At 73.5% G+C, this 25781-nt stretch carries 24 protein-coding genes; 10 read left to right on the top strand and 14 right to left on the bottom strand.

The window, feature by feature from the left end; translation table 11 throughout:
• The first annotated feature begins 103 nt into the window (after positions 1 to 103).
• Complete coding sequence (gene acs / locus ACFWA9_RS02530; protein ID WP_352291058.1) at positions 104 to 2059, top strand: acetate--CoA ligase; 1956 nt, start codon at positions 104 to 106, stop codon at positions 2057 to 2059.
• Positions 2060 to 2181: 122 nt separating this feature from the next.
• Here the strand turns inward: acs and ACFWA9_RS02525 are convergent, their stop codons facing one another.
• A complete protein-coding gene (locus ACFWA9_RS02525) occupies positions 2182 to 3531 on the bottom strand; it encodes a serine hydrolase domain-containing protein (RefSeq protein WP_380382457.1) in 1350 nt (449 codons plus the stop codon).
• A gap of 387 nt (positions 3532 to 3918) precedes the next feature.
• Between ACFWA9_RS02525 and nhaA the strand changes: the two genes are divergently transcribed.
• The 4 genes from nhaA to ACFWA9_RS02505 all read left to right on the top strand — a co-directional run bounded on the left by nhaA (position 3919) and on the right by ACFWA9_RS02505 (position 7687).
• The gene (gene nhaA, locus ACFWA9_RS02520) at positions 3919 to 5319 is read left to right on the top strand and encodes a Na+/H+ antiporter NhaA (RefSeq protein ID WP_380382456.1); all 1401 of its coding nucleotides are present in this window, start codon (positions 3919 to 3921) and stop codon (positions 5317 to 5319) included.
• A gap of 315 nt (positions 5320 to 5634) precedes the next feature.
• A complete protein-coding gene (locus ACFWA9_RS02515) occupies positions 5635 to 6111 on the top strand; it encodes a phage holin family protein (protein ID WP_329488513.1) in 477 nt (158 codons plus the stop codon).
• A gap of 171 nt (positions 6112 to 6282) precedes the next feature.
• Positions 6283 to 7347, top strand: a complete 1065-nt coding sequence (locus ACFWA9_RS02510; protein ID WP_380382454.1) for an alpha/beta fold hydrolase — start codon at positions 6283 to 6285, stop codon at positions 7345 to 7347.
• Positions 7348 to 7477: 130 nt separating this feature from the next.
• Positions 7478 to 7687, top strand: coding sequence for a hypothetical protein (locus tag ACFWA9_RS02505; RefSeq protein WP_329488515.1), 210 nt, complete (start codon positions 7478 to 7480; stop codon positions 7685 to 7687).
• Positions 7688 to 7828: 141 nt separating this feature from the next.
• Here ACFWA9_RS02505 and ACFWA9_RS02500 read toward each other — a convergent pair whose 3' ends face one another.
• From ACFWA9_RS02500 to ACFWA9_RS02475, 6 genes are all read right to left on the bottom strand, one after another.
• On the bottom strand, positions 7829 to 8530 hold the full coding sequence (locus ACFWA9_RS02500) for a metal-dependent hydrolase (protein ID WP_352291062.1): 702 nt from the start codon (positions 8528 to 8530) through the stop codon (positions 7829 to 7831).
• 329 nt (positions 8531 to 8859) lie between these two features.
• Complete coding sequence (locus tag ACFWA9_RS02495) at positions 8860 to 10044, bottom strand: MarP family serine protease (protein WP_329488518.1); 1185 nt, start codon at positions 10042 to 10044, stop codon at positions 8860 to 8862.
• 46 nt (positions 10045 to 10090) lie between these two features.
• On the bottom strand, positions 10091 to 10861 hold the full coding sequence (locus ACFWA9_RS02490) for an NUDIX hydrolase (protein WP_380382452.1): 771 nt from the start codon (positions 10859 to 10861) through the stop codon (positions 10091 to 10093).
• Positions 10858 to 11730: an endonuclease III gene (nth, locus tag ACFWA9_RS02485; RefSeq protein ID WP_380382450.1), complete on the bottom strand. Its 873-nt coding sequence runs from the start codon at positions 11728 to 11730 to the stop codon at positions 10858 to 10860. Before nth ends, ACFWA9_RS02490 begins: the two co-directional genes overlap by 4 nt.
• 95 nt (positions 11731 to 11825) lie before the next feature.
• Positions 11826 to 13100 carry an MFS transporter gene (locus tag ACFWA9_RS02480; protein ID WP_380382448.1) on the bottom strand — a complete coding sequence of 425 codons (1275 nt, stop codon included), beginning with the start codon at positions 13098 to 13100 and terminating at the stop codon, positions 11826 to 11828.
• 76 nt (positions 13101 to 13176) lie between these two features.
• Positions 13177 to 14118, bottom strand: coding sequence for a beta-ketoacyl-ACP synthase III (locus ACFWA9_RS02475; protein WP_380382446.1), 942 nt, complete (start codon positions 14116 to 14118; stop codon positions 13177 to 13179).
• An 89-nt stretch (positions 14119 to 14207) separates the two neighbouring features.
• Between ACFWA9_RS02475 and ACFWA9_RS02470 the strand changes: the two genes are divergently transcribed.
• A complete protein-coding gene (locus ACFWA9_RS02470) occupies positions 14208 to 14873 on the top strand; it encodes a TetR/AcrR family transcriptional regulator (protein WP_359804123.1) in 666 nt (221 codons plus the stop codon).
• 58 nt (positions 14874 to 14931) lie between these two features.
• On the opposite strand, the gene ACFWA9_RS02465 is transcribed toward ACFWA9_RS02470, so the two are convergent.
• Complete coding sequence (locus ACFWA9_RS02465) at positions 14932 to 15789, bottom strand: isocitrate lyase/phosphoenolpyruvate mutase family protein (RefSeq protein ID WP_380382444.1); 858 nt, start codon at positions 15787 to 15789, stop codon at positions 14932 to 14934.
• A gap of 471 nt (positions 15790 to 16260) precedes the next feature.
• Between ACFWA9_RS02465 and ACFWA9_RS02460 the strand changes: the two genes are divergently transcribed.
• Positions 16261 to 16935, top strand: a complete 675-nt coding sequence (locus ACFWA9_RS02460; RefSeq protein ID WP_030392646.1) for a Crp/Fnr family transcriptional regulator — start codon at positions 16261 to 16263, stop codon at positions 16933 to 16935.
• 138 nt (positions 16936 to 17073) lie between these two features.
• On the opposite strand, the gene ACFWA9_RS02455 is transcribed toward ACFWA9_RS02460, so the two are convergent.
• From ACFWA9_RS02455 to ACFWA9_RS02435, 5 genes are all read right to left on the bottom strand, one after another.
• Positions 17074 to 17895, bottom strand: a complete 822-nt coding sequence (locus tag ACFWA9_RS02455; protein ID WP_352291070.1) for an MBL fold metallo-hydrolase — start codon at positions 17893 to 17895, stop codon at positions 17074 to 17076.
• The gene (locus ACFWA9_RS02450) at positions 17892 to 18083 is read right to left on the bottom strand and encodes a hypothetical protein (protein WP_380382441.1); all 192 of its coding nucleotides are present in this window, start codon (positions 18081 to 18083) and stop codon (positions 17892 to 17894) included. Before ACFWA9_RS02450 ends, ACFWA9_RS02455 begins: the two co-directional genes overlap by 4 nt.
• 118 nt (positions 18084 to 18201) lie before the next feature.
• Positions 18202 to 19068 carry an NUDIX hydrolase gene (locus tag ACFWA9_RS02445; RefSeq protein WP_359804120.1) on the bottom strand — a complete coding sequence of 289 codons (867 nt, stop codon included), beginning with the start codon at positions 19066 to 19068 and terminating at the stop codon, positions 18202 to 18204.
• Between the two features lie 63 nt (positions 19069 to 19131).
• Positions 19132 to 19596, bottom strand: a complete 465-nt coding sequence (locus ACFWA9_RS02440; RefSeq protein WP_380382439.1) for a RidA family protein — start codon at positions 19594 to 19596, stop codon at positions 19132 to 19134.
• Positions 19593 to 19751 (bottom strand): DUF4177 domain-containing protein, encoded by a 159-nt coding sequence (locus ACFWA9_RS02435; protein WP_094743074.1) that lies wholly within the window; start codon positions 19749 to 19751, stop codon positions 19593 to 19595. The genes ACFWA9_RS02440 and ACFWA9_RS02435 overlap by 4 nt, the downstream gene beginning before the upstream one ends.
• 209 nt (positions 19752 to 19960) lie before the next feature.
• Here ACFWA9_RS02435 and ACFWA9_RS02430 point away from each other — a divergent pair, with 209 nt between their 5' ends.
• The gene (locus tag ACFWA9_RS02430; RefSeq protein ID WP_359804119.1) at positions 19961 to 21043 is read left to right on the top strand and encodes an ArsA-related P-loop ATPase; all 1083 of its coding nucleotides are present in this window, start codon (positions 19961 to 19963) and stop codon (positions 21041 to 21043) included.
• A 164-nt stretch (positions 21044 to 21207) separates the two neighbouring features.
• Positions 21208 to 22335, top strand: a complete 1128-nt coding sequence (locus ACFWA9_RS02425) for an ArsA family ATPase (protein WP_329492159.1) — start codon at positions 21208 to 21210, stop codon at positions 22333 to 22335.
• A gap of 257 nt (positions 22336 to 22592) precedes the next feature.
• Here ACFWA9_RS02425 and ACFWA9_RS02420 read toward each other — a convergent pair whose 3' ends face one another.
• Complete coding sequence (locus tag ACFWA9_RS02420; RefSeq protein ID WP_033333275.1) at positions 22593 to 22916, bottom strand: WhiB family transcriptional regulator; 324 nt, start codon at positions 22914 to 22916, stop codon at positions 22593 to 22595.
• Between the two features lie 522 nt (positions 22917 to 23438).
• Between ACFWA9_RS02420 and ACFWA9_RS02415 the strand changes: the two genes are divergently transcribed.
• Complete coding sequence (locus ACFWA9_RS02415; protein WP_380382436.1) at positions 23439 to 25697, top strand: transglycosylase domain-containing protein; 2259 nt, start codon at positions 23439 to 23441, stop codon at positions 25695 to 25697.
• Positions 25698 to 25781: the final 84 nt, after the last annotated feature.

Below are 25781 nucleotides of genomic sequence, written 5' to 3'. Positions count from 1 at the left end.
CTTGTCAACCGACCACTTCGCCTGGTGAGCTGTGCGCTGGGACACACGGGACAATCCCCACGCACGGGATTGACCCCGATCATGACTCGATGAGGAGTGCGCGTTGAGCAACGAGAGCCTGGCCAACCTGCTCAAGGAGGAGCGGCGCTTCGCCCCGCCGGCAGAGCTCGCCGCCGCCGCCAACGTCACCGCGGCCGCGTACGCGCAGGCCTCCGAGGACCGCCTGGGCTTCTGGGCCGAGCAGGCCCGCCGCCTCACCTGGGCCGTGGAGCCCACCGAGACGCTCGACTGGTCCAACCCGCCGTTCGCCAAGTGGTTCGCGGACGGCAAGCTCAACGTCGCGTACAACTGCGTCGACCGTCACGTCGAGGCGGGCAACGGCGACCGGGTCGCGATCCACTTCGAGGGCGAGCCCGGCGACAGCCGCTCGATCACCTACGCCCAGCTCAAGGACGAGGTCTCGCAGGCCGCCAACGCGCTGCTGGAGCTCGGCGTCGCCAAGGGCGACCGGGTGGCGATCTACCTGCCGATGATCGCCGAGGCGGTCGTCGCGATCCTGGCCTGCGCCCGGATCGGCGCCACCCACTCCGTGGTCTTCGGCGGCTTCTCGGCCGACGCCGTCGCCTCCCGGATCCAGGACGCCCAGGCCAAGCTGGTCATCACCGCCGACGGCGGCTACCGCCGCGGCAAGCCGTCCGCGCTCAAGCCCGCCATCGACGAGGCCCTGACCAAGGCCGACGGCGTCGAGCACGTCCTGGTGATCCGCCGCACCGGCCAGGAGGTCTCCTGGACCGAGGGCCGCGACGTCTGGTGGCACGAGATCACCGGGCGTCAGTCCACCGAGCACACCCCCGAGGCGCACGACGCCGAGCACCCGCTCTTCATCCTCTACACCTCGGGCACCACCGGGAAGCCCAAGGGCATCCTGCACACCTCGGGCGGCTACCTCACCCAGGCCAGCTACACCCACCACGCCGTCTTCGACCTCAAGCCGGAGACCGACGTCTACTGGTGCACCGCCGACATCGGCTGGGTCACCGGACACTCCTACATCGTCTACGGCCCGCTCTCCAACGGCGCCACCCAGGTCATCTACGAGGGCACCCCGGACACCCCCCACCAGGGCCGGTTCTGGGAGATCGTCCAGAAGTACGGCGTGACCATCCTCTACACCGCGCCCACCGCGATCCGGACCTTCATGAAGTGGGGCGACGACATCCCCGCGAAGTTCGACCTCTCCTCGCTGCGGGTGCTGGGCAGCGTCGGCGAGCCGATCAACCCCGAGGCGTGGGTCTGGTACCGCGAGCACATCGGCGGCGGCAAGGCCCCCATCGTGGACACCTGGTGGCAGACCGAGACCGGCGCCATGATGATCAGCCCGCTGCCGGGCGTCACCGAGACCAAGCCGGGCTCCGCCCAGCGCGCCCTGCCGGGCATCGCCGCCACCGTCGTCGACGACGAGGCCAACGAGGTTCCCAACGGCTCCGGCGGCTACCTGGTGCTCACCGAGCCCTGGCCGTCCATGCTGCGCACCATCTGGGGCGACGACCAGCGCTACATCGACACCTACTGGTCGCGCTTCCAGGGCCGGTACTTCGCCGGTGACGGTGCCAAGAAGGACGAGGACGGCGACATCTGGCTGCTCGGCCGGGTCGACGACGTCATGCTCGTCTCCGGCCACAACATCTCGACCACCGAGGTCGAGTCGGCCCTGGTCGGCCACCCGGCCGTCGCCGAGTCCGCCGTGGTCGGCGCCGCCGACGCCACCACCGGCCAGGCCATCGTCGCCTTCGTCATCCTGCGCGGCACCGCCACCGACAGCCCCGAGCTGGTCGAGGAACTGCGCGCGCACGTCGGCCGCACGCTCGGCCCGATCGCCAAGCCGAAGCAGATCAAGGTCGTCGGCGAGCTGCCGAAGACCCGCTCCGGCAAGATCATGCGCCGCCTGCTGCGCGACATCGCCGAGGGCCGCGAGGTCGGCGACACCACCACGCTGGCCGACAGCTCGGTGATGAGCCTGATCCAGTCCCAGCTGCCGCCCGCGGGCAGCGAGGGCTGACACCCCGTCGAACGACGCGGTGCCCCGGGCGGTCGTGACCGCCCGGGGCACCGCTGTCCGCTACCGGCGGCGCGGAACCTCCCGCACCTCACGGCGCTTCGCACGGATCCGCTTCGGCAGGATCACTCCCCCTGCGACCGGCGCTCGGTGGCCAGCGTGCGCAGGGTGTCGTACGCGCTCTGGGCGAAGCTCCGGCTGCGCAGCGGCAGCGTGCCGGCCATCACCGCCAGCCCCACCTGCGCACGCGGGCTGAATCCGACGAAGGTGGTGAACCCCCGGGTGACTCCGGCGTGGTAGACCACCTCGTCGTCGAACTCCCGGTCGGTGCCACCCGTGGCAGCGGCCACCATGGCACCGATACCGTCGCCGACACCACCGACACCACCGACACCACCGACGCCACCACCCGTGACGCCGCGCAGACCGTCACGCAGGTCGTCGCCCGAACCGCCACGTGGGTCGTCGCCCAACGGGCTGCCGGCCGGTTCGGCCGCCGGGCGGCCCGCTTCCGGAGCCGTCGGGACCGAGCGGTGGTTCCAGCCCAGGCAGATCCGTGCCCCTCCCCGCCGCCGATCCACTCGCGGGCGCCGGACCTCGCCCAGCGCCGTCCGCAGCACCGAAGCGTCGGCCCGGGCGGGCAGCGGGACGGCGTCCAGCGCCAGATGCGCCTGCAGATAGCGGAGCATGTCGTCCGCGGTGGAGCGCAGCGCCGAGGCGCCGGGCAGCGCGGGCAGCCGGAAGGACGGGACGCGCCGGCCGCGCCGGTATCCGGCGGCGTCCTCGCGGCCCGGGCCGCAGGAGGTGTCCACCAGGCCGAGCGGCCCGCAGACCCTGGCCTCCAGCAGGTCCTCGTAGCGCTGCCCGGCCGCGTTGGCCAGCAGCAGTCCGAGCAGCCCGAAGCCGAGGTTCGAGTAGCGCACCTGCGCGCCCGGAGTACCGCGGACCGGGGTGCGGGGCAGCGCCCCGAGCAGGTGGGCCGGGCCGAACGTGGCGTAGGGGCTGGTGAACCACCGGGGGGCCATCGCCGGCAGCAGTCCGACCGGCAGCCGGGGCAGTCCCGAGGTGTGGGTGGCCAGGTGGAGCAGGGTGATCGGCCGCTCGCGCGGGTACCCAGGCGCGGCGCCGGCGGGGAGGTAACGGTCGATCGGGTCGTCGTAGCCGACCTCGCCGCGGGCGGCCATCTCGGCGAGCAGCAGTCCGGTGAAGGTCTTGGTGACGGAGCCGAGCGCGAACCGGGTGTCGGCGCGGACGGGGCGCTCGCTGGAGCGGTCGGAGTGGCCGCGGCAGGCGACGGACCGTTCATCGCCGCGGATCACCACGACGGCGGAGCCGCTGCCCGGAGCGGCGGCACGGAACAACGGGCGGAGCAGACGACCGAGTTCGGGGCCGGGCTCGGTGGCGGTGGCGGTGGCCGGAGCAGCGGCGGCGACAACGGGGTCGGCGGCGGCGGGGGCGTACGTGGAGCCGTTCACCGGTCAGCGCTCCTGCGGAGCGGTCGGTCGGACGGCAGGGGCCAGTAAGAGGGGCGGTCTGGGCATCGTCAGGTCTCCACAGGAGGGCAACGGGGAATCGCGCCACCCGATCGGGTGGCACTGCGATCGACGATAGGGAGGCGTTCACCCGTCTGCATGCGGCCGACTCCATTCGGGTGCCGCGGCCGAGTGCAGCACGGGACACCAAGGCGTACGTCCTGAATTATGACAATGCGGATATCCCACTCCGGTTCCGGCTAGACTGTCAAAGACGCAACAAGATCTCCTCCGGGAATCGGTCGCGTCACAGGGCGCGCCGGGAAGTCTGGTCGGCACTGCACCACAGGTGCATCCGTACACCGTTCCCCCGCCCGAGGAGGTCCCCGCGTGACCGACCAGCAGCCCGTCAACGAGCCGGCCCGGCGACGCCAGTTCCTCGGCAGACTTCCCCTCCCCGAGCGGACCTACATCGCCGACGCCCTGCGCACCGAGACCGTCGGTGGCGTGCTGCTGCTGATCGCTGCCGTCGTCGCACTGATCTGGGCCAACGTCTGGCCGGCCGCGTACGAGAGCGTCCTCGACTACACGATCGGGCCGTCCACGCCGCTCCACCTGGACCTCAGCCTGGGTTCCTGGGCCAAGGACGGTCTGCTGACCATCTTCTTCTTCGTCGCCGGCATCGAGCTCAAGCGCGAGTTCGTGGCGGGCGAGCTGCGCAGTCCCAGTGCCGCGATGCTGCCGGTCATAGCCGCGGTCTGCGGCGTCGCCCTGCCCGCGATCATCTTCGCCCTCGCCAACTCCGGCAGTGGCGGCCACCCGGGCGGCTGGGCGATCCCGACCGCGACCGACATCGCCTTCGCACTCGGCGTGCTGGCCGTGGTCGGCACCCATCTGCCCTCCGCGCTGCGGGCCTTCCTGCTCACCCTCGCCGTGGTGGACGACCTGATCGCGATCCTGATCATCGCCGTCTTCTACAGCTCCGGCATCAAGTTCTGGGCGCTGGGGCTGGCCTTCGCCGGCCTGGTCCTGTTCTGGTTCCTGCACCGGCGCGGTGTGCACGGCTGGTACCTGTTCGTCCCGCTCGCCTTCGTGATCTGGGCGCTGATGCACGAGAGCGGCGTGCACGCCACGGTGGCGGGCGTCGCGATGGGCCTGATCCTGCGCTGCCACCGGGTGGGCGACGAGAAGTACTCCCCCGGCGAGCACATCGAGCACCTCGTCCGACCGCTCTCGGCCGGGTTCGCCGTCCCCGTGTTCGCGCTGTTCGCGGCCGGGGTGGCGATCTCCGGGTCGGCGCTCGCCGACGTGTTCACGCAGGCCACCCCGCTCGGGATCGTCCTCGGTCTGCTGGTCGGCAAGACCGTCGGCATCTTCGGCGGCACCTGGCTGGCCGCCCGCTTCACCCGCGCCGAGCTGAATCCGCAGCTCAAGTGGGCCGACATGTTCGCGGTCTCGGTGCTCGCGGGGATCGGCTTCACCGTGTCCCTGCTGATCAGCGAGTTGGCCTTCCCCGACGACGCCGACCTCGCCGACCTCTCCAAGGCCGCCGTGCTGGTGGGCTCGCTGCTCTGCGCGCTGGTCGCCACCGTGCTGCTGAAGCTGCGCGACCGGCACTACCGGGAGCTCTGCGAGGAGGAGGACCGCGACGTGGACGGCGACGGCATCCCCGACGTCTACCAGCAGGACGATCCGGCCTGGCAGGCCCGGGTGGCGGAGGCGGCCCGCCGGTCGGCCGAGAGCGGCCCCGGCGGCACCGGACCGGGACCCGGCTCCGGCGCCGCCCGCTGACGGCCCGCCGACGGGTACGAGGCGGCGAGGCCGAAGGCGGTGGCCCCCGGCACCACGCCGGCGGCCCGCCCCGCCCGACGGAGCGCGCCCGCCACGGCCGGGCGCGCTCCCCCCCGAACGGGACACGTACCCCGGGCGGGGCCCCGGAGTGGTGTGCGACTGACCGGTAGGGGCATGATTCTGAGCTGTCGACAGTCCACAGACGCCGCCGGCCGCCCCGATCCCCGGAGCGGTCCCCGATGACGGCCCCCGGAACGACCGGGAGCCGCACCGCCCGGCGGCGTCGTGCCGCACAGCCGCAGAGGAGAACCGCTGATGCCCGCAGGAGCCGCAGACCCGTCCAGCAACGGCCGGGCGCCCTACGAGGGCGAGCGTTCGGTGGGGCAGCTGTTCGCGGCGGCCACCACCGACCTGTCCGCCCTGGTCCACGACGAGATCGCGCTCGCGAAAGCGGAGCTCCGCGCGGACGTCAAGCGCGGCGTCTCCGGGGGTGTGTCGCTGACGGTCGCCGGCGTGGTGGCGCTGGCCGCGGTGCCGATGCTGAGCGCGGCGGCGGCGTACGGGATCCACGCCCTGGGCCTGTCGCTCGGCTGGTCGTTCCTGATCGTGGCCGGCGCGTACCTGCTGCTGGCGCTGCTGCTCGGGCTGCTGGCGCTGCGTTCGTTCAAGCGGATCGAGAAGCCGCACCGCACCATCGAGGGCGCCCAGAAGACCGCGGACGTGCTCAAGAACGCCCGCCCCCGCCCGGCCACCCAGGAGGAGATCGACCGGGCCCTCGGCCGCATCCCGTAGGCACCGACCGAAACGCCCCGCGCCCCCGGCCACCTCGCGCTCATCCACCCCGCGCCCGGTGGCCGGGGCGCGTCCGGTGCGGTCCGCTCCGGTCCCGTCCGGTGCGGTCGGGACGCCCCGGGTGCGAGTGCCGAGCACGTACCCGGCGCGCCGATGTGACACGCTCTCGGTATGCCGCTCGACCAGAAGCCCGTGCCCGCGCAGCCGTCCGCCAGCTCCGGCCCCGACCGCACGCCCGGTCAGGACGGCGTCGACCACGGTCAGGACGCCGCCGAGGAGGCCGTCGAGGCGCCAGGGGCGGGCGAGGACGGCTCCACCGGGGCCGCGCCCGCGGCGCCCTGGGACGTCCGGCAGGCGGGTCCGTGGAAGCACCGCGACCTGGCGGCCAACGGTGCCCGGTTCCACATCGCCGAGCTGGGCGAGGGCCCGCTGGTCCTGCTGGTGCACGGCTGGCCCGAGTACTGGTGGGCCTGGCGCCACCAGCTGACCGCGCTCGCCGAGGCCGGCTACCGGGCCGTCGCGCTGGACCTGCGGGGCATCGGCGGCAGCGACCGCACCCCCCGCGGCTACGACCCGGGCAACCTCGCGCTGGACATCACCGGCGTGATCCGCTCGCTCGGCGAGCGCCGGGCGCACCTGGTGGGCCACGCCTCCGGCGGCACGCTGTCCTGGGTGGCGGCGGTGATGCGGCCGTCGGTGATCCAGAGCCTCACCGTGGTCTCCGCCGCGCACCCCCGGGACCTCCGCCGGGCGTTGCTGACGGACCGCCGACAGATGGCCGCCTTCGAGCACGTGCTGGGCTTCCAGCGGCCGTGGATACCGGAACGCCGCCTGGTCGCCGATGACGCCGCGCTGGTGGGCCGCTACCTGGACGCCTGGACGGGACCGAACCAGCTGGACCGGACGGCGGTGGCCGCGTACCGGCAGGCGATCCAGATCCCCAGCACCGCGCACTGCTCGATCGAGCCGTACCGCTGGCTGCTGCGGTCGATGGCCCGCCCGGACGGCATCCAGTTCGCCCGCCGGATGAAGAAGCCGATCACCGCGCCCACCCTGCACGTCCAGGGCGCCGCCGACCCGGTGCTGCTGTCGCACACCGCGCTGGGCGGCGGCGAGTACGTGGCCGCTCCGTACCGGTGGCGGCTGCTGCCCGGGATCGGGCACTTCCCGCATGAGGAGGCGCCGGAGGAGTTCACCGCCGAGCTGCTGGACTGGATCGGCCGCCACAAGGACTGAGAGCCTCCGCATCCGGGCACGGAAGCGGAGCCCAACTCCCTTCATATTGAGCTCATATGACAAACGCATAGGCCATGTTGACGACACCCCGGGCGGTTATCCCGGCCGACCCAGGGGCATCCATTGCGGTATGACCTGGATGCCCGATCACGGCAGCGCTCCGCGCAGCCGACGCCACAACAGCTCGCAGAGGTCCGGCCACCGCCCCGACTGGGCGGACGACCTGGGTCACGACGGCACCGACCGCCGCCGGAGCACAGCGCAGCGGCAGCTCGGCATCCCGCGCATCCTCGGCCGCCGCGCCCGCTGGGTGGGCGCGCGACTACGGCGCGAGAGCTGAGCCTCCGCGCCGGGGCGGCGCGAACGAGAACCGGGGCCGGGCGCGGCCCGACCCGACCCGACCCGACAGTCCGAGCGACCGGCGACCCCGCGGCCGGTCCGGTTCAGCGACCGGACCGGCGCGGCGGTCGGCCCGCCCGGGTCAGTTCACCCACGTCGGTGACACCGCGGTGAACCAGAGCAGCACGAAGGTCGCCACCGACATGATCGGCACCAGCACCTTCGTCTCGACGCTGTTGCCGCTGCGCTTGATCAGCACCACCTCGTAGCGCTCCTTGTGCGGCCAGAGCAGCGGCGCGCCCTTCTTCGTCAGGCAGTCGCCCAGCAGGTGCGCCAGCGCGCCCAGCGCCACCGCGTACGGCAGCCAGCCGGGGGCGTTCGGCATCCAGCTGTTCATCCCGGCGGTGCCCAGCGCGGCGAGGCCGATGATGGTGATCCACGCCGTCGGGCCGTCGCCCGGCGGGTGCAGCCGCAGGGCGCGGATCGCGAGCGCCAGGAGGAAGAACGTCATGCCCAGGGTGAAGTTCCGGCCCAGGTAGGTGACGCCGGCCCAGGTGCCGCCCCCCATCAGCGCGACGAACAGCAGCGAGTGGGTGGCGTGCCGGTGTCCGCCGGAGATCCAGGACACCAGGCGGCAGAGCAGCCGGGAGACCGGGCCGAGGAAGTTGGCGATCGTCCCGTCGTGGTGGTCGAGGTCCGGGAGCAGGGCGGCGCCGGCGCAGAGCACCGTGCCCATCAGGATGTCCGCCGGCTGCAGGGTGGTGTCGAGCAGCAGCGGCGGCAGGAACGGTGCCGAGGCCGCGTACAGCATCGCCCCGCTGACCGCGTGCGAGTGACCCATCATCGGACGCCGCCGACCTCCGCTCGGCCCACCCCGGGACGGCCCCCGGTTGAGCCGAACGGGTGAGCGCGGCCGACGCTACCAGCCGGGGCCGACAACGCGGCGGACATCGGACACACCGGTGGCCCACGGCCAGGTCGGATCGGGCGGGTCGACCAAGTCGGGCGGGGCGGGCCAGCCGAGTCCGCGCGGCCAGGTCGGACCGGCCGGGTCGGAACGGCCAGGTCGCAGCGGCTGGATCGGAACGGCCGGATCGCAGCGGCCGGATCGCAGCGGCCGGATCGGAGCGGGCAGGTCCTGGCCGGCCGACACGAGAGCGACGGCCGGCCGCGTCAGAGCGCGCAGCCCTGGGTGTCCACCCGGGTCGCCGCGGTGCTGCCCTTCTCGGCGTCCTCGCGCACCTCGGCCGCGGTCAGCACGTACCCGGTGTCCGCGCTGTCCAGCGACTTGGCGAAGACCACGCCGAAGACCTGGCCGTCGGGGGTGAGCAGCGGGCCGCCGCTGTTGCCCTGGCGGACCAGCGAGCGCACCGAGTAGACGTCGCGGACGACCTGGCCGCGGTGGTAGATGTCCGGGCCGTTGGCCTGGATCCGGCCGCGGATACGGGCCGGCTGGACGTTGAAGGCGCCGTTCTCGGGGAAGCCGGCCACGATCGCGTTGTCGTTGGTCTTCGCCTCGCCCGCGAAGGAGAGCGCGGGGGCGTTCAGCTTCGGCACGTCCAGGATCGCGATGTCGCGCTGCCAGTCGTAGCGGACGACGGTGGCGTCGTAGAGCTGGCCGACGCCGCCGATCTGCACGGTGGGCTCGTCGACCCCGCCGACCACGTGGGCGTTGGTCATCACCCGGTGCGGCGCGAACACGAAGCCGCTGCCCTCCAGGGTCTTGCTGCAGGCGGTGGCGGTGCCGACCACCTTGACCAGGCTCTGCTTGGCCTTGGCCACGGCCGGGCTGGCGGCCAGCGCCGGATCGGGGGTGTCGACCTGGGTGATCGGCTCGTGCTCGAAGGGGTTGAAGACCTGCGGGAAGCCGTTGCGGGCGAGCACCTTGGAGAAGTCGGAGAACCAGTTCGGCGCGTCCGAGGGCAGCGTGTCCTGGACGCCGCCGAGGATCGCCGAGGTGCGGACCTGCTTGGAGACCGTGGGCAGGGACGTGCCGGCGAGCGCGGAGCCGATCAGCCAGGCCACCAGCAGCATCGAGATCACGTTGACCACCGCGCCGCCGGCGGCGTCCAGCGCCTTCGCCGGCCGGCGGTCGATGTGGCCGCGCAGCTTCCAGCCGAAGTGGGTGGTGACCGCCTGGCCGACCGCCGCGAGCACGATGACCACCACGACGGCCACCACCGAGGCGGTGGTGCCGGGGCTGAGGTGGTCGAGCAGCAGCGGGAGCAGCTGGACGGCGATCAGGCCGCCGCCGAGGAAGCCGAGGACCGACATCACGCCGACCACGAAGCCCTGCCGGTAGCCCGACACGGCGAATCCCACGGCGGCGGCGATCAGCAGCAGATCCAGGACGTTCACTCCGACACCCTCCCACGGCGGGCGCCGGGGCCACACAGTCGGGCGTTCACGTGGTCCTGGCGTCGCCGCCCAGCAGCGCCCGGGAGCGGTCGCGGTCACCCTGCACCAGCGCCAGCGCCTCGTCCGAGAGGTCGACGATCCGGGTCTGGTCCCAGGGCAGCTCCAGGCCGCTGTGGTGCAGCACCCGGTCGATCACCCCGGCGGTGAAGCCCCAGACCAGCCGGCCGCCGACCGCGAAGGCCGGCCCCAGGTGTCCGGACGGGTGGCGCAGCCGGACCCGGTTGGCCGGGTCGGTCAGCTCGGCGATCGGCACCCGGAACACCGCGCCGGTCTCGCCCGCGTCCACCGGACGGACCGGTGACTCCTCGCGCCACCAGCCGAGCACGGGGGTGACCACGAAGCGGCTGACCGGGATGTAGAGGGCGGGCAGGGCGGCGAAGACCTGCACCCCGGACGGGTCCAGGCCGGTCTCCTCCCAGGCCTCCCGCAGCGCCGCCACGACCGGGCCGGAGCCCTCGGGGTCGCCGTCCTCCGGGTCCAGCGCGCCCCCGGGGAAGGAAGGCTGCCCGGCGTGCGAGCGCAGCGACCGGGCCCGTTCGATCAGCAGCACGTCGGGGCCGGTCCCGCCCTCGCCGAAGAGCATCAGGACGGCCGCGGCGCGACCGCCCTCGGCGGGCGGCAGGAAGCGGCTCAGCTGCTCGGGCAGCACCCGCTCGGCGGCGTCCCGGACCGGCTCCAGCCAGGACGGCAGGCCGTCCCGCTCGATCCGTCCCGGCAGGGCCTGCCCGGGCCCCCGGTCGTGGCCGTGCGCCGTCACTCGGCCACCGCCAGGTCCGCGACCTTGCCCTGGTGGGCGGCGGCGTCGGCCCGTGCCGCCGCCTCGCCCGGGTAGTCCGCGGGCGGCCTCAGCCGCTGGCCGGGGTGGCCGCCCATCTCGTACTTGAGCAGCTTCTTCGCCTTCTCCGGATCCGTCTCGCCCTCCCCGTAGGAGGGGCAGAGCGGCGCGATCGGGCAGGCCCCGCAGGCCGGCTTCTGGGAGTGGCAGATCCGCCGCCCGTGGAAGACCACCCGGTGCGAGAGCATCGTCCACTCCGACTTCGGGAAGATCTCCGCGACGGCCGCCTCGACCTTGACCGGGTCCTCCTCCGCCGTCCACCCGAACCGCCGGGCCAGCCGCCCGAAGTGGGTGTCCACGGTGATCCCGGGCACGCCGAACGCGTTGCCGAGCACCACGTTCGCCGTCTTGCGCCCCACGCCGGGGAGGGTGACCAGGTCGGCCAGCCGGCCCGGGACCTCGCCGCCGAACTCGTCCCGCAGCGCGATCGAGAGCCCGATCAGCGACTTCGCCTTGTTGCGGAAGAACCCGGTCGGCCGGATGACCTCCTCCAGCTCCTCCGGCACCGCCGCCGCCATGTCCTCCGGCGTCGGGTACTTCGCGAACAGCGCGGGCGTCGTCTGGTTCACCCGCAGGTCCGTCGTCTGCGCCGACAGCACGGTGGCCACCAGCAGCTCGAACGGGTTGTCGAAGTCCAGCTCGGGGTGCGCGTAGGGGTACAGCTCCGCCAGTTCCCGGTTGATCCTCCGGGCCCGCCGCACCATCGCCAGCTGCGACTCCGGCTTCCTCGGCTTCACAGCCACCTTCACCGCCGGCTTGGCTGCGGCCTTCCGGACCTTGCTCTCTGCCATGCAGGAAGGCTACGCCGAACAGCCCTGACCCCGCGGGCGATCAGCCATCGACGCGGGGCCGCGGACGGTTCCGACGCCCCCTGCGCGGCGCCCGGTCAGGACGGCCCGCAGGGCTGGTCCGCCGGCGTGCGCGGCGCCGGCGACGCCGTGGGCGCGGGAGGCACCGCGGGCCCCGCCGGTGCGGCCGCCACGGCCGGTGCGGCGCGGCGGTCGCGGCGGGCAGGGGCGAGGGCGCCGAGCATCACCGCGGCCGTCACGGCGAAGGCGGACGGGTAGCCCAGCGGACCGGCGAGGACGCCGAAGGCCACTGCGCCGACGCCCATCCCCGCGTCGAAGGCGACGTTCCACAACGCCGTGACGGCGCCGAAGCCGGCCTTGGAGACCCTCGCGTACATCAGGGTCAGGGTGGCGTTCTGGGCCGCGCCGAAGCCGATGCCGAACACCGCCGCGCCGGCCACCACGGCGACCGCGCTGCCGGTCAGCGCGATCAGCAGGGTGCCCGCGGCGCAGAGCAGCAGCGCGGGCAGCACGAGCCGCTCCGGTCCGTGCCGGTCGCCGTACCGGCCCGCCGCCCAGCGGGCCGCCGTCGCCGAGGCCGGCTGGACGAACAGGGCCACCGCGGCGAGGCCCGCGGACCCGGTCGGGACGGCCAGCGGCAGGAAGGTCACGATGATCCCGGCGGCCAGCGCGGTGGCGCCGAAGACCACGGTCGGGCGGCGCAGCCCGGCCGACCGGAAGCCGGCCACCACCCCCACCGCCGGCTCGGCGGACGGTTCGCGGTCCGGCAGCCCGGGGACGGCGGCGATCGCGGCCAGCGCCACGGCGCCGGCGGTCACGGCCACCGGGGTGTAGCCCACGTGGGCCGCCAGCCAGACGCCCAGCGGCAGGCCCAGCAGCGAGGGCACGCCCGAGACCACGCCGACCAGCGCCAGCCCCTCGCCGCGCCGCTCGGCCGGGATCAGGGCCGCCGTCAGCGCGCCGCCGGCGACGATGGTGAAGGCGAAGCCCAGCCCGCGCACCAGGCAGACCGCCGTGATCCAGACGAGGCCGCCGTCGACGGCGGTCAGCACCAGCGCGGGCGCCCCGAGCAGCAACAGGCCGACCGCCAGCACCGAGCGGTAGCCGAAGCGGACCACCAGCCGGGGTGTGGCCAGTTCGCCCAGAACGGTCGTCAGCATCAGCGCGCCCGTCGCGAGCCCGGCCGCGTTGCCGCCCCCGGTGGACTCCTCGGCGTAGAGCGGGACGACGGAGAGCAGCAGGTTGAACCCGGTCGAAGCGCCGAGGATCGACACGAAGCGCAGCAGCAGCGGCCGGGTGACCAGCCGGGGGCGGGTGCCGGGCGCGGTCCGGGAGGGTGCCGTCGAGGTCATATGACGGACCGTAGGCCCGAGGCGGCCCGTTCGTAAGATCCGTATCGGCCGCTCCGGACGGCCGCCACCGGCGCGGTCAGGGGCAGCCGACGACCTGGCCGGCCCAGGAGAGGCCGCCGCCGAAACCGAGCAGCAGGGTGGGGGTGCCCGCGGGCACCTCGCCGCGCTCGACCAGCTTGGACAGCGCGAGCGGGACGGAGGCGGCCGAGGTGTTGCCGGACTCGACGACGTCGCGGGCGACCACCGCGCCGGGCACGCCGAGCCGGTCCACCACCGCCTCGATGATGCGCAGGTTGGCCTGGTGGGTGACCACCGCGCCGAGGTCCGCGGGGGTGATCCCGGCCCGCCGGCAGGCCTCCTCGGCGATCGGGGCCAGCGCGGTGGTGGCCCAGCGGTAGACGGTCTGGCCCTCCTGACGGAACTTCGGCTGCCAGCCGTCGTCCAGCCGGACGGCGTGGCCCCGGGTCGGGTCGGAGCCCCAGACCACCGGCCCGACGCCCCGACCGGTCGGATCGTGGCTGAGGACCGCCGCACCGGCGCCGTCGCCGAGCAGGACGCAGCTGGAGCGGTCCGTCCAGTCGGTGACGTCGCTCATCCGCTCGGCGCCGATCACCAGGGCGTGCCGGGCGGCCCCGGCCCGGACGGCGTGGTCGGCGGTGGCCAGCGCGGTGCAGAAGCCCGCGCAGCCGTTGTTGACGTCGAAGCCGACGGCCGAGGGGATGCCCAGCTGGCCGGCGACCTGGGTGGCGATGCTCGGGCAGCGGTCCCTGGCCGAGCAGGTGGCGACCACCACCATGTCGATCTCCTCCGGCGCCAGGCCCGCCGAGGCGAGGGCCTTGCCGGCGGCGGCGGAGGCGAGGTCGGTGACGGACTCCGTGTCGGCGATGCGCCGGGTGACGATGCCGGTGCGCTGCCGGATCCATGCGTCGCTGGTGTCGACCAGCCGGGCGAGGTCGTCGTTGGTGAGGACTCGGGCGGGCTGGTGGTGGCCCAGGGCCGCGATCCGGGATCCCGACATGTCTGCTCCTCCGTGAGGGGATGTCACGCCGGGACTATAGCGTCCGAACGGTCGGACTCTAAAGGCCCGAGGCTGGCTACACTGGCCCGGTGAGCCCGAGAAGATCCGTCGCCGACGCCCGCCGGACCCGCACCGCGATCCTGCGCCGGGGGCTGGACCTCGCCTCGGTCGAGGGCCTGGAGGGGCTGACCATCGGCCGGCTCGCCACCGACCTGTCGATGAGCAAGTCCGGCGTCCTCGGCCACTTCGGCACCAAGGAGACCCTGCAGCTCGCCGTGGTCGACGAGGCCGTCGCCCTGTTCGTCCGCGAGGTGGTGCAGCGCGCGGCGGCCGCCGGCGCGGAGCCCGGGCTGCCGCGGCTGCTCGTCCAGTGCGAGGCCTGGGTCTCCTACCTGGAACGCGACCTGCTGCCCGGCGGGTGCTTCTTCACCGCCGTGACCTCCGAGTTCGACGACCGGGAGCGCGGGCCGGTCCGGTCGGCGGTGGCCGCCCGGAACGCCGTCTGGCAGCGCGAGCTGCGCCGGCAGACCGAGCTGGCGATCGCCGCCGGTCAGCTGCCCGCCGAGCCGGACGCCGAGCAGGTGGTCTTCGAACTGACCGGGCAGGTCCTGGCGCTCAACCACGCCCGCCGGCTCTACCGGGACGCGGCCGCGGCCGCCCGCACCCGGCGGGCGATGCGGCGCCTGCTCGGGCTGCCCGCCGCGGTCGACGGGCCGCCCGAGCTGGCCCCGCTCCCGGAGCCGGACGACCACTGAGGCCGCCCGGCCCGGGCCACCGGCACCTCCCCTGTGCGTGCCGGTGAGCTCCTGCCGGTCAGCGCCGGTACAGCGCGTCCAGCTCCCCGTAGCCCAGCGCGCCGGGCGCCCCGGTCACGGCGCCCGTGCCGAGCAGTTCGGCGGCGGCGCGGTGGGCGGCGCTGTACGCGGCCTCGGCCAGCCCGGTGCCGACGCTGATCCGCCGGACGCCGGTGGCGGCGAGTTCGGCGACCGTCGGCCCGCCCGGCCCCGTCATCGCGTTCACCGGCAGCGGGGACGCGGCGCAGAGCCGGGCCAGCACGTCGAGGTCCAGCAGGCCGGGGACGAAGAGGCCGTCCGCACCCGCCCGCGCGTACGCCGCCGCGCGAACCAGCACCTCGTCCAGCCGGCCCTCCTCCGGGCCGATCCCGAACAGGAAGACGTCCGTCCGGGCGTTGACCAGCAGCTCGGGCAGGCCCGCCGCCGCGGCCGCCGCCCGGGCGGCGGCCAGCCGCGCGGCCTGCTCGGCCACCGGGAAGAGCGGGCCGCCGGCCGCCGCCGAGTCCTCCAGGTTGACCCCGGCCGCGCCGGCCCCGACCAGCGCCCGCACGGTTTCGGCCACCTCGGCGGGGGCCGCCCCGTAGCCGCCCTCGGCATCGACCGTGACCGGCAGGTCGACGACGGAGGCGATCCGGCGGGCGGCCTCGGCCATGTCCGCCCGGCCGAGCTGCTGGCCGTCGCCGCGACCGAGCGACCAGGAGACGCCGCCGCTGGTGGTGGCGATCGCCGCGGCCCCGGCGGAGGCGATCACGGCGGCGCTGCCGGCGTCCCACGCGTTCGGCAGGACGAGCACCCCGTCGGCCACGAGCGCCCGCAGCCGCAGGGCCCGCTCGCGAAGCTCGGGGGTGGTGGTGCCGGTGGACTGGGAGGCGGACATGCGGGGTCACCGTCTTTCGGGCCGTGGACTCGTGGACTCGTGGACTCATGGACTCGTCAGGACCGGATCCTGCGCCCCCGGCCGCCCGCGCTCCACTGATTAAGCCGGAGCCGAATCCTGGCGGCCCGCGACCGCCCCGACCCCCTCATGGACCTCGGCGCCCCCGTCCCGGGCGCCCCCGCGCACCGGACCGCGCGCGCCCCGGCCGACCTGCGAACACCGCGGGAACACCGCGCCGGCCCCGGACACCGGCCGCACGCGCCGCCGGCACCGCCCGCCACGCCGCCCCGCGCGCCCGCGCGTGCCGCCCGCAGGCCGCTCCGGCGGTACGAATGGCCCCGCGCAGCACACCTCGGCGCACCCCCTCCTCATATGATCGGAGCGACATGCGCCATGCTTGGTGATGCAGAGCACTGTACGGAACTTGCGCCGACCGGCTTGATCGCCGGGCGGCCGAGAAGGAGGAAGCACGTGGACGACGTTCTGCGGCGCGCCGCACTCTTCGCGGCACTCGACGACGAACAGGCCGGCGAGCTGCGCGCTTCCATGACCGAGGTGACCCTCGCCCGCGGTGAGTCGCTGTTCCACGAGGGCGACCCGGGCGACCGGCTGTACGTCGTCGCCGAGGGCAAGGTCAAGCTGCACCGCGCCTCGCCGGACGGCCGCGAGAACATGCTCGCCGTCCTCGGCCCCAGCGAGATGATCGGCGAGCTGTCGCTCTTCGACCCGGGCCCGCGCACCGCCACCGCGAGCGCGCTGACCGAGGTCAAGCTGCTGGGCCTCGGCCACGGCGACCTCCAGCCCTGGCTGCACGCCCGCCCCGAGGTCTCGATCGCACTCCTGCGCGCCATCGCCCGCCGGCTGCGCCGGACCAACGACGTGATGTCCGACCTGGTCTTCTCCGACGTGCCCGGGCGCGTCGCCAAGGCCCTGCTGGACCTCTCGCGCCGCTTCGGCGTGCAGTCCGACGAGGGCATCCACGTCGCCCACGACCTCACCCAGGAGGAGCTGGCCCAGCTGGTCGGCGCCTCCCGCGAGACGGTCAACAAGGCGCTCGCCGACTTCGCCGGCCGCGGCTGGCTGAAGCTGGAGGCCCGCGCCGTGGTCCTGATGGACGTCGAGCGGCTCTCCCGCCGCTCGCGCTGACCCGGCCGGCCGGAGCCTCCGCTCCGGCCCGCCCGGCGCGCCGTCGGTCCCACCGACGACGAGGGCCCGTCCACCGATGCGGTGGACGGGCCCTCGCGCGTGTCCGGTGCGGCTCCGGGCGGTCGGCCCGGCCGGCGGTCAGATCAGCCCGTGGTCCTCCAGGTACTGGAGCTGGGCCCGGACCGACAGCTCGGCCGCGGGCCAGAGCGCGCGGTCCACGTCCGCGTAGACCCGGGCCACCACCTCGTCCGCCGTCCGGCAGCCGGCCTCGACCGCGGTCTCCACCTGGGCGAGCCGCCCGGCCCGGTGCGCCAGGTAGTACTCGACGGCGCCGAGCGCGTCCGCGAGCACCGGCCCGTGGCCGGGCAGCACCGTGCGCACGCCGTGCTCGGTCGCCATGTTCTGCAGGTGGCGCAGCGAGTCCAGGTAGTCGCCGAGCCTGCCGTCGGGGTGGGCCACCATCGTGGTGCCCCGGCCGAGGACGGTGTCGCCGGTGAGGACCGCGCCGTCGGCCGGCAGGTGGAAGGTCAGCGAGTCCGAGGTGTGCCCGGGGGTGGCGACCACCCGCAGGTCGAGGCCGCCGACCTCCAGCCGCTGGCCGTGCGTCAGGCCCTCGGAGCCGAGCCGGTACGCCGGGTCCAGGGCGCGGACGTCGGTACCGGTCAGCTCGGCGAACCGCGCGGCGCCCTCGGAGTGGTCGGCGTGGCCGTGGGTGAGCAGGGTGAGCGCGACGCGCTTGCCCTGCTGCTCCACGGTGTCGATCACCCGGCGCAGGTGCCCCTCGTGCAGCGGGCCCGGGTCGACGACCACCGCGAGGTCCGAGCCGGGCTCGGAGAGCAGCCAGGTGTTGGTGCCGTCCAGCGTCATCGGCGACGGGTTGGGCGCCAGCACGCAGACTGCCCGGGGGGTGGCCTCGCCGCCGATGCCGGCGGCGGGGTCACCCGGGAGGATTCCGCTCACCGGCCGCTCCCGCCGAGTCGGCCGCCCTCGCAGGTCCGGTCGAGCACGCGTCCGGGCAGTGCCCGGACGAGGGCGCGCAGCCCTGGTATGCCGTCGACGACTGCGCCCTCGCAGGCGAGCGGGCGGGGGGTCAGGCTGCGGGCGGGCATCGCGCGCGCCGTCCGGCGAGCCACGTCGTTGTGGGTCATCGGGCGTCGATCCTTCCTCGGGCGGTGTCGGTTCATCGGATGTATCGGTTCATCGGTTCATCGGCTCGGAGGTTCGGGAGGCCGGGGGCCGGGCCCCGGGTGCCCCGAGGCCGGGTCGTCAGCGGTCTTCGGGAAAGTCTCCATCGATGGTCAGCTCTTCATACCCCGACCATCGAACCGTCATTCGATCCCCCCGGACCTCGGCGGTGCCGAGGATCGGGTGCAGCGAACGCCCCGCCGCGGCCTCCAGCGCCTGCGCGGCGCTGCGCACCGGCAGCAGCTCCCGCAGCACGGTCACGGTGGGCGGCAGCATCCCGAACACGCCGTCCTCGTGGCCCCGGACGGCCTCGGCCGGAGAGAGCCAGGCGACCCGGTCGGCCTCGCCGACCTCCAGCGCGGCCCGCTGACCGGGCGGCAGGGCCGCGACGAAGAACCAGGTGTCGTACCGGCGCTCCTCGAACGCCGGGGTGACCCAGCGGGCCCAGCCGGCCAGTAGGTCGCTGCGGAGCAGCAGGCCGTGCTCACGGAGGAAGTCGGCGAAGGAGAGCTCGTGGGCCTCCAGGGCGGCGCGCTCCGCGCTCCAGTCCCGGGGTTCGGCGGTGCTGTCGGCGTCCGGGCCGGCCAGCAGGACGCCGGCCTCCTCGAACGTCTCGCGGACGGCGGCGCAGACCACCGCCTGCGCGGTCCGGGCGTCCACACCGAGCCGCTCGGCCCACTCCTGCGGGCCGGGCCCGGCCCAGCCGAGCTCGGCCTCGGCGTCGCGCGGGTCCACCCCGCCACCCGGATAGGCGTACATGCCCGCCGCGAACGCCATCGAGCTGCGCCTGCGCAGCAGATAGGCCTCCGGCCCGGTCGCCGTGTCCCTCAGCAGCACCACGGTGGCGGAGGGCCGGGGCTCCGGCGGGATCACCTCGCCGGACTCGACCGCCCGGATCCGGGCAGGCCAGCCGGGCGGCATCGGGAGCGTCGTTGCTCGCTGGTCCATGCCCGGATGCTAAGCGCACGAGGGCGGGGTTGGACAGGGCCGACCCCACCCTCGTGATCGGTCTCAGGCCTTGACCCGGACCTGCAGCTCGACCTCGACCGGGGCGTCCAGCGGCAGGACGGTGACGCCGACCGCGCTGCGGGCGTGCACACCGGCCTCGCCGAGCACCTGGCCGAGCAGCTCGCTGGCGCCGTTGATGACGCCGGGCTGGCCGGTGAAGTCGGTGGCGGAGGCGACGAAGCCGACCACCTTCACGACCCGCTCGATCAGGTCCAGGTCACCGACCACCGACTTCACCGCGGCCAGCGCGTTGAGCGCGCAGATCTGCGCGAGCTCCTTGGCCTCCTCCGGAGTGACCTCGGCGCCGACCTTGCCGGTGGTCGGCAGCTTGCCGCCCACCATCGGCAGCTGGCCGGAGGTGAAGACGAACTCGCCCGAGCGCAGGGCCGGCACGTAGGCGGCGACCGGCGCGGCCACCGGCGGCAGGGTCAGACCGAGCTCGGCGAGCTTCTCCTCGACCTTGCTCATGCGTTCTTCTCCCGCTTGAAGTAGGCCACCAGCTGCTCCGGGTTCGGGCCGGGCACGACCTGGACGAGCTCCCAGCCGTCCTCGCCGAAGTTGTCCAGGATCTGCTTGGTGGCGTGCACGAGCAGGGGCGCCGTCATGTATTCCCACTTGGTCATGGCCAGACTCTAGACGAGCGGCGGGGGCGAACGGGGCGGCCTGCGGACCGGCGTGTGAGGTGGCCCACAATCCGGGCATGATTCAGGCCCGGCCTCCCCGATGCTCCCGGCATCCGGCGCGGTCCCTGGTTACCCTCGCGGGAGGGCACCTGCGCGGTGGCGGCCCTCGGAACGGCCCCTCGGCCCTCGGAGACGGACGGAGACGGAGCGTGGCACGCACCCCCGGCCAGGCGGCCCGGCGTGATCCCGACTGGGAGGGCGTCCGGCTGCACGTGGTCAGCGGCAAGGGCGGCACCGGGAAGACCAGCCTCGCCGCGGCGTTGGCGCTGGCCCTCGCGGCCGAGGGGCGGCGGACGCTGCTGATCGAAGTGGAGGGCCGGCAGGGGATCGCCGAACTGTTCGGGATCGCCGCACTGCCGTACGAGGAACGCCGGATCGCGTCCGTCACGCGCGCCCAGCTGGGGCTGCCCGGCAGGGGCGGCGCCGGGTCCGGCAGCGGCGAGGTGTACGCGCTGGCCATCGACACCGAGCAGGCGCTGCTGGAGTACCTCGACATGTTCTACAAGCTCGGACGGGCCGGGAAGGCGCTCCAGAAGGTCGGCTTCGTCGACTTCGCCACCACCGTCGCCCCCGGCGTCCGGGACGTGCTGCTCACCGGCAAGGCCTGCGAGGCGGCCCGGCGCAAGGCACCGGACGGGCGCCGCACGTACGACGCGGTGGTGATGGACGCGCCGCCGACCGGCCGGCTCACCCGCTTCCTGAACGTGAACTCCGAGGTCGCCGGGCTGGCCCGGTTCGGGCCGATCCACACCCAGGCGCAGGCCGTGATGCGGGTGCTGAAGTCGCCGGAGACCGCAGTGCACCTGGTCACCCTGCTGGAGGAGATGCCGGTGCAGGAGACCGTCGACGGCTTCACCGAGCTGCGCGAGGCCGGCCTCCCGGTCGGCGGGGTGATGGTGAACATGGTCCGGCCGCCGGTGCTGGACGCGGCGGCCGTGGCCGCGGTGGACGGGGACCACCGCGAGGAGGTCGCGCTGGCCCTCGGCGAGGCGGGCCTCGGCGGGCGCTCGCGCAAGCCGGACACCGTCCGGGCGGCGGTCGACCCGCTGCTCGACCCGCTGCTGGAACAGGCCCGGGAGCACGCCGAGCGGGTGGAGCTGGAGCGCGAGCAGCGCGCCGACCTGCAGCAGCTGAAGCTCCCGAGCTACGAACTCCCGCTGCTGGGCGAGGGTGTGGACCTCGCCGGGCTGTACCGGCTGGCGGGCGAACTGAAGCGTCAGGGGGCGGCGTGAGCGGGAGCGCGAGCGGGAGCGCGAGCGGGAGCGCGAGCGGCGGTGCGAGCGGCGGTGCGAGCGGGAACGGCGGGCAGGACGGGCAGGACGGGCAGAGCGTGGGTGACAAGCAGGGCGCGGGCAGCGGGCAGGACACCGGCACCGAGCGGGGCAGCCACCTCGACATGGACCGGCTGATCGACGACCCGGGGACCAGGATCATCGTCTGCTGCGGCTCGGGCGGCGTCGGCAAGACCACCACCGCCGCGGCGCTCGGACTGCGGGCGGCCGAGCGCGGCCGCAAGGTCGTCGTGCTGACCATCGACCCGGCCCGCCGGCTGGCCCAATCGATGGGCCTGACCGAGCTGGACAACACCCCCCGCGTCGTCAAGGGCGTCACGGGCGAGGGCGAACTCCAGGCCATGATGCTCGACATGAAGCGGACCTTCGACGAGGTCGTGCTGGCCCACGCCGAGCCCGAGCGGGCCCGGGCGATCATGGAGAACCCGTTCTACCAGTCCCTGTCGGCCGGCTTCGCGGGTACGCAGGAGTACATGGCGATGGAGAAGCTCGGCCAGCTCCGCGCTGCCGAGGAGTGGGACCTCATCATCGTCGACACCCCGCCGTCCCGCTCCGCGCTGGACTTCCTGGACGCGCCGAACCGGCTCGGGTCCTTCCTCGACGGCAAGGTGATCCGGATCCTGACCGCCCCGGCCAAGGTCGGCGGGCGCAGCGCGATGAAGTTCCTCAACGTCGGGATGGGCCTGCTCACCGGCACCCTGGGCAAGATCTTCGGCGCCCAGCTGCTGACCGACGTACAGACCTTCGTCAGTGCGATGGACTCGATGTTCGGCGGCTTCCGCGAGCGCGCCGACCGGACGTACCAGCTGCTCAAGGCGCCGGGGACGGCGTTCCTGGTGGTGGCCGCGCCGGAGCGGGACGCGCTGCGCGAGGCGGCCTACTTCGTCGACCGGCTGGCCGCCGACCGGATGCCGCTGGCCGGGCTGGTCCTCAACCGGGTGCACCGCACGGGCGCCCCGCAGCTCACCGCCGAACGTGCGCTGGCGGCGGCCGAGGCCCTGGAGGAGAACGGCTCGGAGCACACGTCACCCGAGGCGGAGCTGCTCGCGGCCGGACTGCTGCGACTGCACGCCGAGCGGATGCAGATCATGTCGCGGGAGCGCCGCACCCGTGACCGCTTCGTCTCGGTCTACCCGGACGTGCCGATCGTCGAGGTCGCCGCGCTGCCCGGGGACGTGCACGACCTGGACGGGCTGCGCGCGATCGGCGACCGCCTCAGCGGCGCCGTGTAGCGCTCCGGCACCGGCCCCCGCGACGCCGCTCCCCCGTGGCGTCGCTCCCGGACCGTTGCCGTCCAGCTCGTGAACCGCCGTCGGGTGGCTGTCGCGCCCGTCGGCTCCGTGACCTGCCGGCCCCCGTGGGGCGCCGGCTCCGCACCCGGCCGTGCGGGCCGCTCAGCACCGTGCCGGCCACTCAGCGCCGGATAGGTCGCTCAGCGCCGGGTAGGTCGCTCAGCGCCGGGTAGGTCGCTCAGCGCCGGGTAGGTCGCTCAGCCCGCCTGGGCGTAGTCCGTCAGTATCACACCGGTGGCGAGGGACTCCTCGTACTCGGTGCGGGCCGTCTCCAGCAGCCGCCGCCACGACATCACGGTCGGCCGCCGGCGCAGCAGCGCCCGCCGCTCGCGCTCCGTCATCCCGCCCCAGACCCCGAACTCCACCCGGTTGTCCAGTGCGTCCGCCAGGCACTCCGTGCGAACGGGACACCCGCTGCACACCGCCTTGGCGCGGTTCTGCGCCGCCCCCTGGACGAACAGTTCGTCCGGATCACTAGTGCGGCAGGCGGCCTGCGCACTCCAGTCGTCTACCCAGCCCATGCCGGCGCCGTCCTCTCCCGAATCGAGGCTCCCCCACGGCGGCAACGGCATATTCACCGTTGCCAGTTGAGGACGTTACGGAAGAACGACAGCTTGCAACAGCCCCTTCGGGCTCAATCTCGAATGACCCGATCGGACTATGGGTATCGGTCAGCTCACTCGTTGGAGTGATCGCAGGTCGCAAGCCTTGCCAAGAAACCCGGGGGAACTCTCGCCACGCGAGCCGTTACGGAGAGCCACCAAAAGGGGGTGGACAGCTGCCAACAGCTGCCTCAAAAACCGGCCATAGAGGGGCAATTCGGGCAATCCTCATCACTCACAAGAGTGAGTGACGCTGACGCACCGAAGCTGTCGCAAGCTTGTGACAAGCCTAGGCGAACACCTGCCCCTATGTACGGGATTCGGCGACGTAGGGTTCTCCCCATGGCACCGAAGCGCCCCCAGGCACCCCAGCCCCCAGGCAACCCCGGAGCTCCGAGCGGCCGGCGCCGCGGGTCACCGCTCGACTTCGCGGGACACGGAGTGAAGTTCCTGGGGGTCAGCGTGCTCTCCGGAGTACTGCTGGCCGGCATGGCCCTGCCCGCCGTCGGCGCGCTCGGGCTGACCGCCAAGAGCACGGCGGAGAGCTTCGACGACATCCCCGACGACTTCAAGACCCCGCCGCTGACGCAGGCCACGCAGATCTTCGACGCCAAGGGCGGGCTGATCGCCAAGGTCTACGAGCGCGACCGCACGGTGCTCACGGCGGACCAGATGTCCCCCTACATGCGCCAGGCGCAGGTCGACATCGAGGACGCGCGCTTCTACGAGCACGGCGCCGTCGACCTCAAGGGCGTGCTGCGCGCGGTCAGCAAGAACGCGGAGAGCGGCACCGCCTCCCAGGGCGCCTCGACGCTGACCCAGCAGTACGTGAAGAACGTCAACGTGGAGAAGGCCGGCGACGACCAGGCCGCCGTGCTCGACGCACAGCGCAAGACGCTCGGGCGCAAGGTCCAGGAGCTGAAGGTCGCGATCAAGTTGGAGGAGGACCTGACCAAGGACCAGATCCTCACCAACTACCTCAACATCACCTTCTACGGCCACCAGGCCTACGGGGTCGAGGCCGCGGCCCAGCGCTACTTCAGCAAGAACAACAAGGACCTCACCGTCGCCGAGGCCGCCACGCTGGCCGGCATGGTGCAGAACCCGTCGCAGTACGACCCGGTGCGCTACCCCGAGAACACGGTGAAACGCCGGAACGTGGTGCTCGACAAGATGGTCGAGAACAAGCACATCACCGCGGACCAGGCCAAGGAGGCCAAGGCCGCGCCGCTGGGCCTGAAGTACAAGGACCCGCAGAACGGCTGCATCACCGCCCAGGCGGGCATGGGCTTCTTCTGCGACTACGTCCGGCACGTGGTCAAGCAGGACCCGGCGTTCGGCAAGAGCGTCGCGGACCGGAAGAAGTTCTGGGACCAGGGCGGCCTGAACATCTACACCACCCTGGACCCGGACAAGCAGGCCGCCGCCCAGAACGCGGTGACCTCCAAGGTCAAGGTCACCGACTCGGTGTCGGCCGCCGCGACCATGATGGAGCCGGGCAGCGGCAAGATCCTGGCGATGGCCCAGACCCGCCCCTACGGCCTGGACCCGAACAAGAACCAGACCGTCGTCAACCTCAACGTCGACGCGGCGATGGGCGGCGGCAACGGCTTCCAGACCGGATCGACCTTCAAGCCGATCCTGGCCGCGGCCGCGCTGGAGTCGGGGATGTCCCCCACCCAGCCGTTCCCGTCCGAGAACAAGATCGACTACCCGTCGATGTCCACCTGCGCGGGCACCTGGAAGAACACCGACAAGCCCAAGGCGACGGTGAAGAACGAGTCCACCTCCGAGGTCGGCCCGTACGAGCTCAAGCAGGCCATGGCACTGTCGGTGAACACCTACTTCGTGCAGATGGAGCAGCAGGTCGGCCTCTGCGCGATGAAGCAGATGGCCAACAAGCTCGGCATCACCCAGTCCGCGAAGGGCGACGCGTTCCAGGAGGTGCCCTCGATGGTCCTCGGCACCCAGGAGCTCTCGCCGCTGACCATGGCGAACGTCTACGCGACCTTCGCCGCGCGCGGCAAGTACTGCACCCCGATCGCGATCAACAAGATCAGCACGGTCGACGGCAAGGACGTCAAGGTCCCGCAGTCCACCTGCAGCCAGGCCTTCTCCGAGCAGACCGCGGACGCCCTCAACACCGTCCTGCTCAACGTGACCGAGAAGGGCACCGCGGCCGCCCTCGGCCTGGAGGACGGCCGGCAGATCGCCGGCAAGACCGGTACCACCGACGAGAAGAAGGCCGCCTGGTTCAGCGGCTACACCCCGTCCCTCGCCACCTCGGTCTGGCTCGGCGGCCCGGCCGGCGGCGTGAAGATGAAGAACATCACCATCGGCGGCAAGTACTTCCCCGAGGTCTTCGGTGCCGACGGCCCCGGCCCGATCTGGCAGCTGGCGATGAACCAGGCGCTCAAGGGCTCGCCGAAGGACCAGATCCAGACCATCAACATCCCGGACCCGGCGCCCAAGCCCGACCCGAACGCGACCGCGCCGGCCACGCCGCCGGCGGGCGACGCCGCCGCGGCCGGTGGCGGCACCCCGGGCGGGAACCCCGGCGGCCAGCCGGGCGGCAACCCCGGCGGCGCCACCAACGCCGGCGGGATGATCGGCGGCGGCTTCACCTTCCCGCCGGGGATCATCGGCGGCGGGAACGGCAATGGCAATGGCAACGGGAATGGGAACGGCGGCCGGCACTGACCGACCCGCACTGACCGGCCCGCACTGACCGGCCGACAGCCTGGGACACCGAGAGGGGCGCCCTCCGAGCGATCTGCTCGGAGG

It is taken from the genome of Kitasatospora sp. NPDC059973 (assembly GCF_042737525.1).
Classification (GTDB): Bacteria; Actinomycetota; Actinomycetes; order Streptomycetales; family Streptomycetaceae; genus Kitasatospora.
The sequence above is the reverse complement of the archived record's forward strand: the minus strand, read 5'-3'. Positions and strand labels throughout refer to the sequence as shown.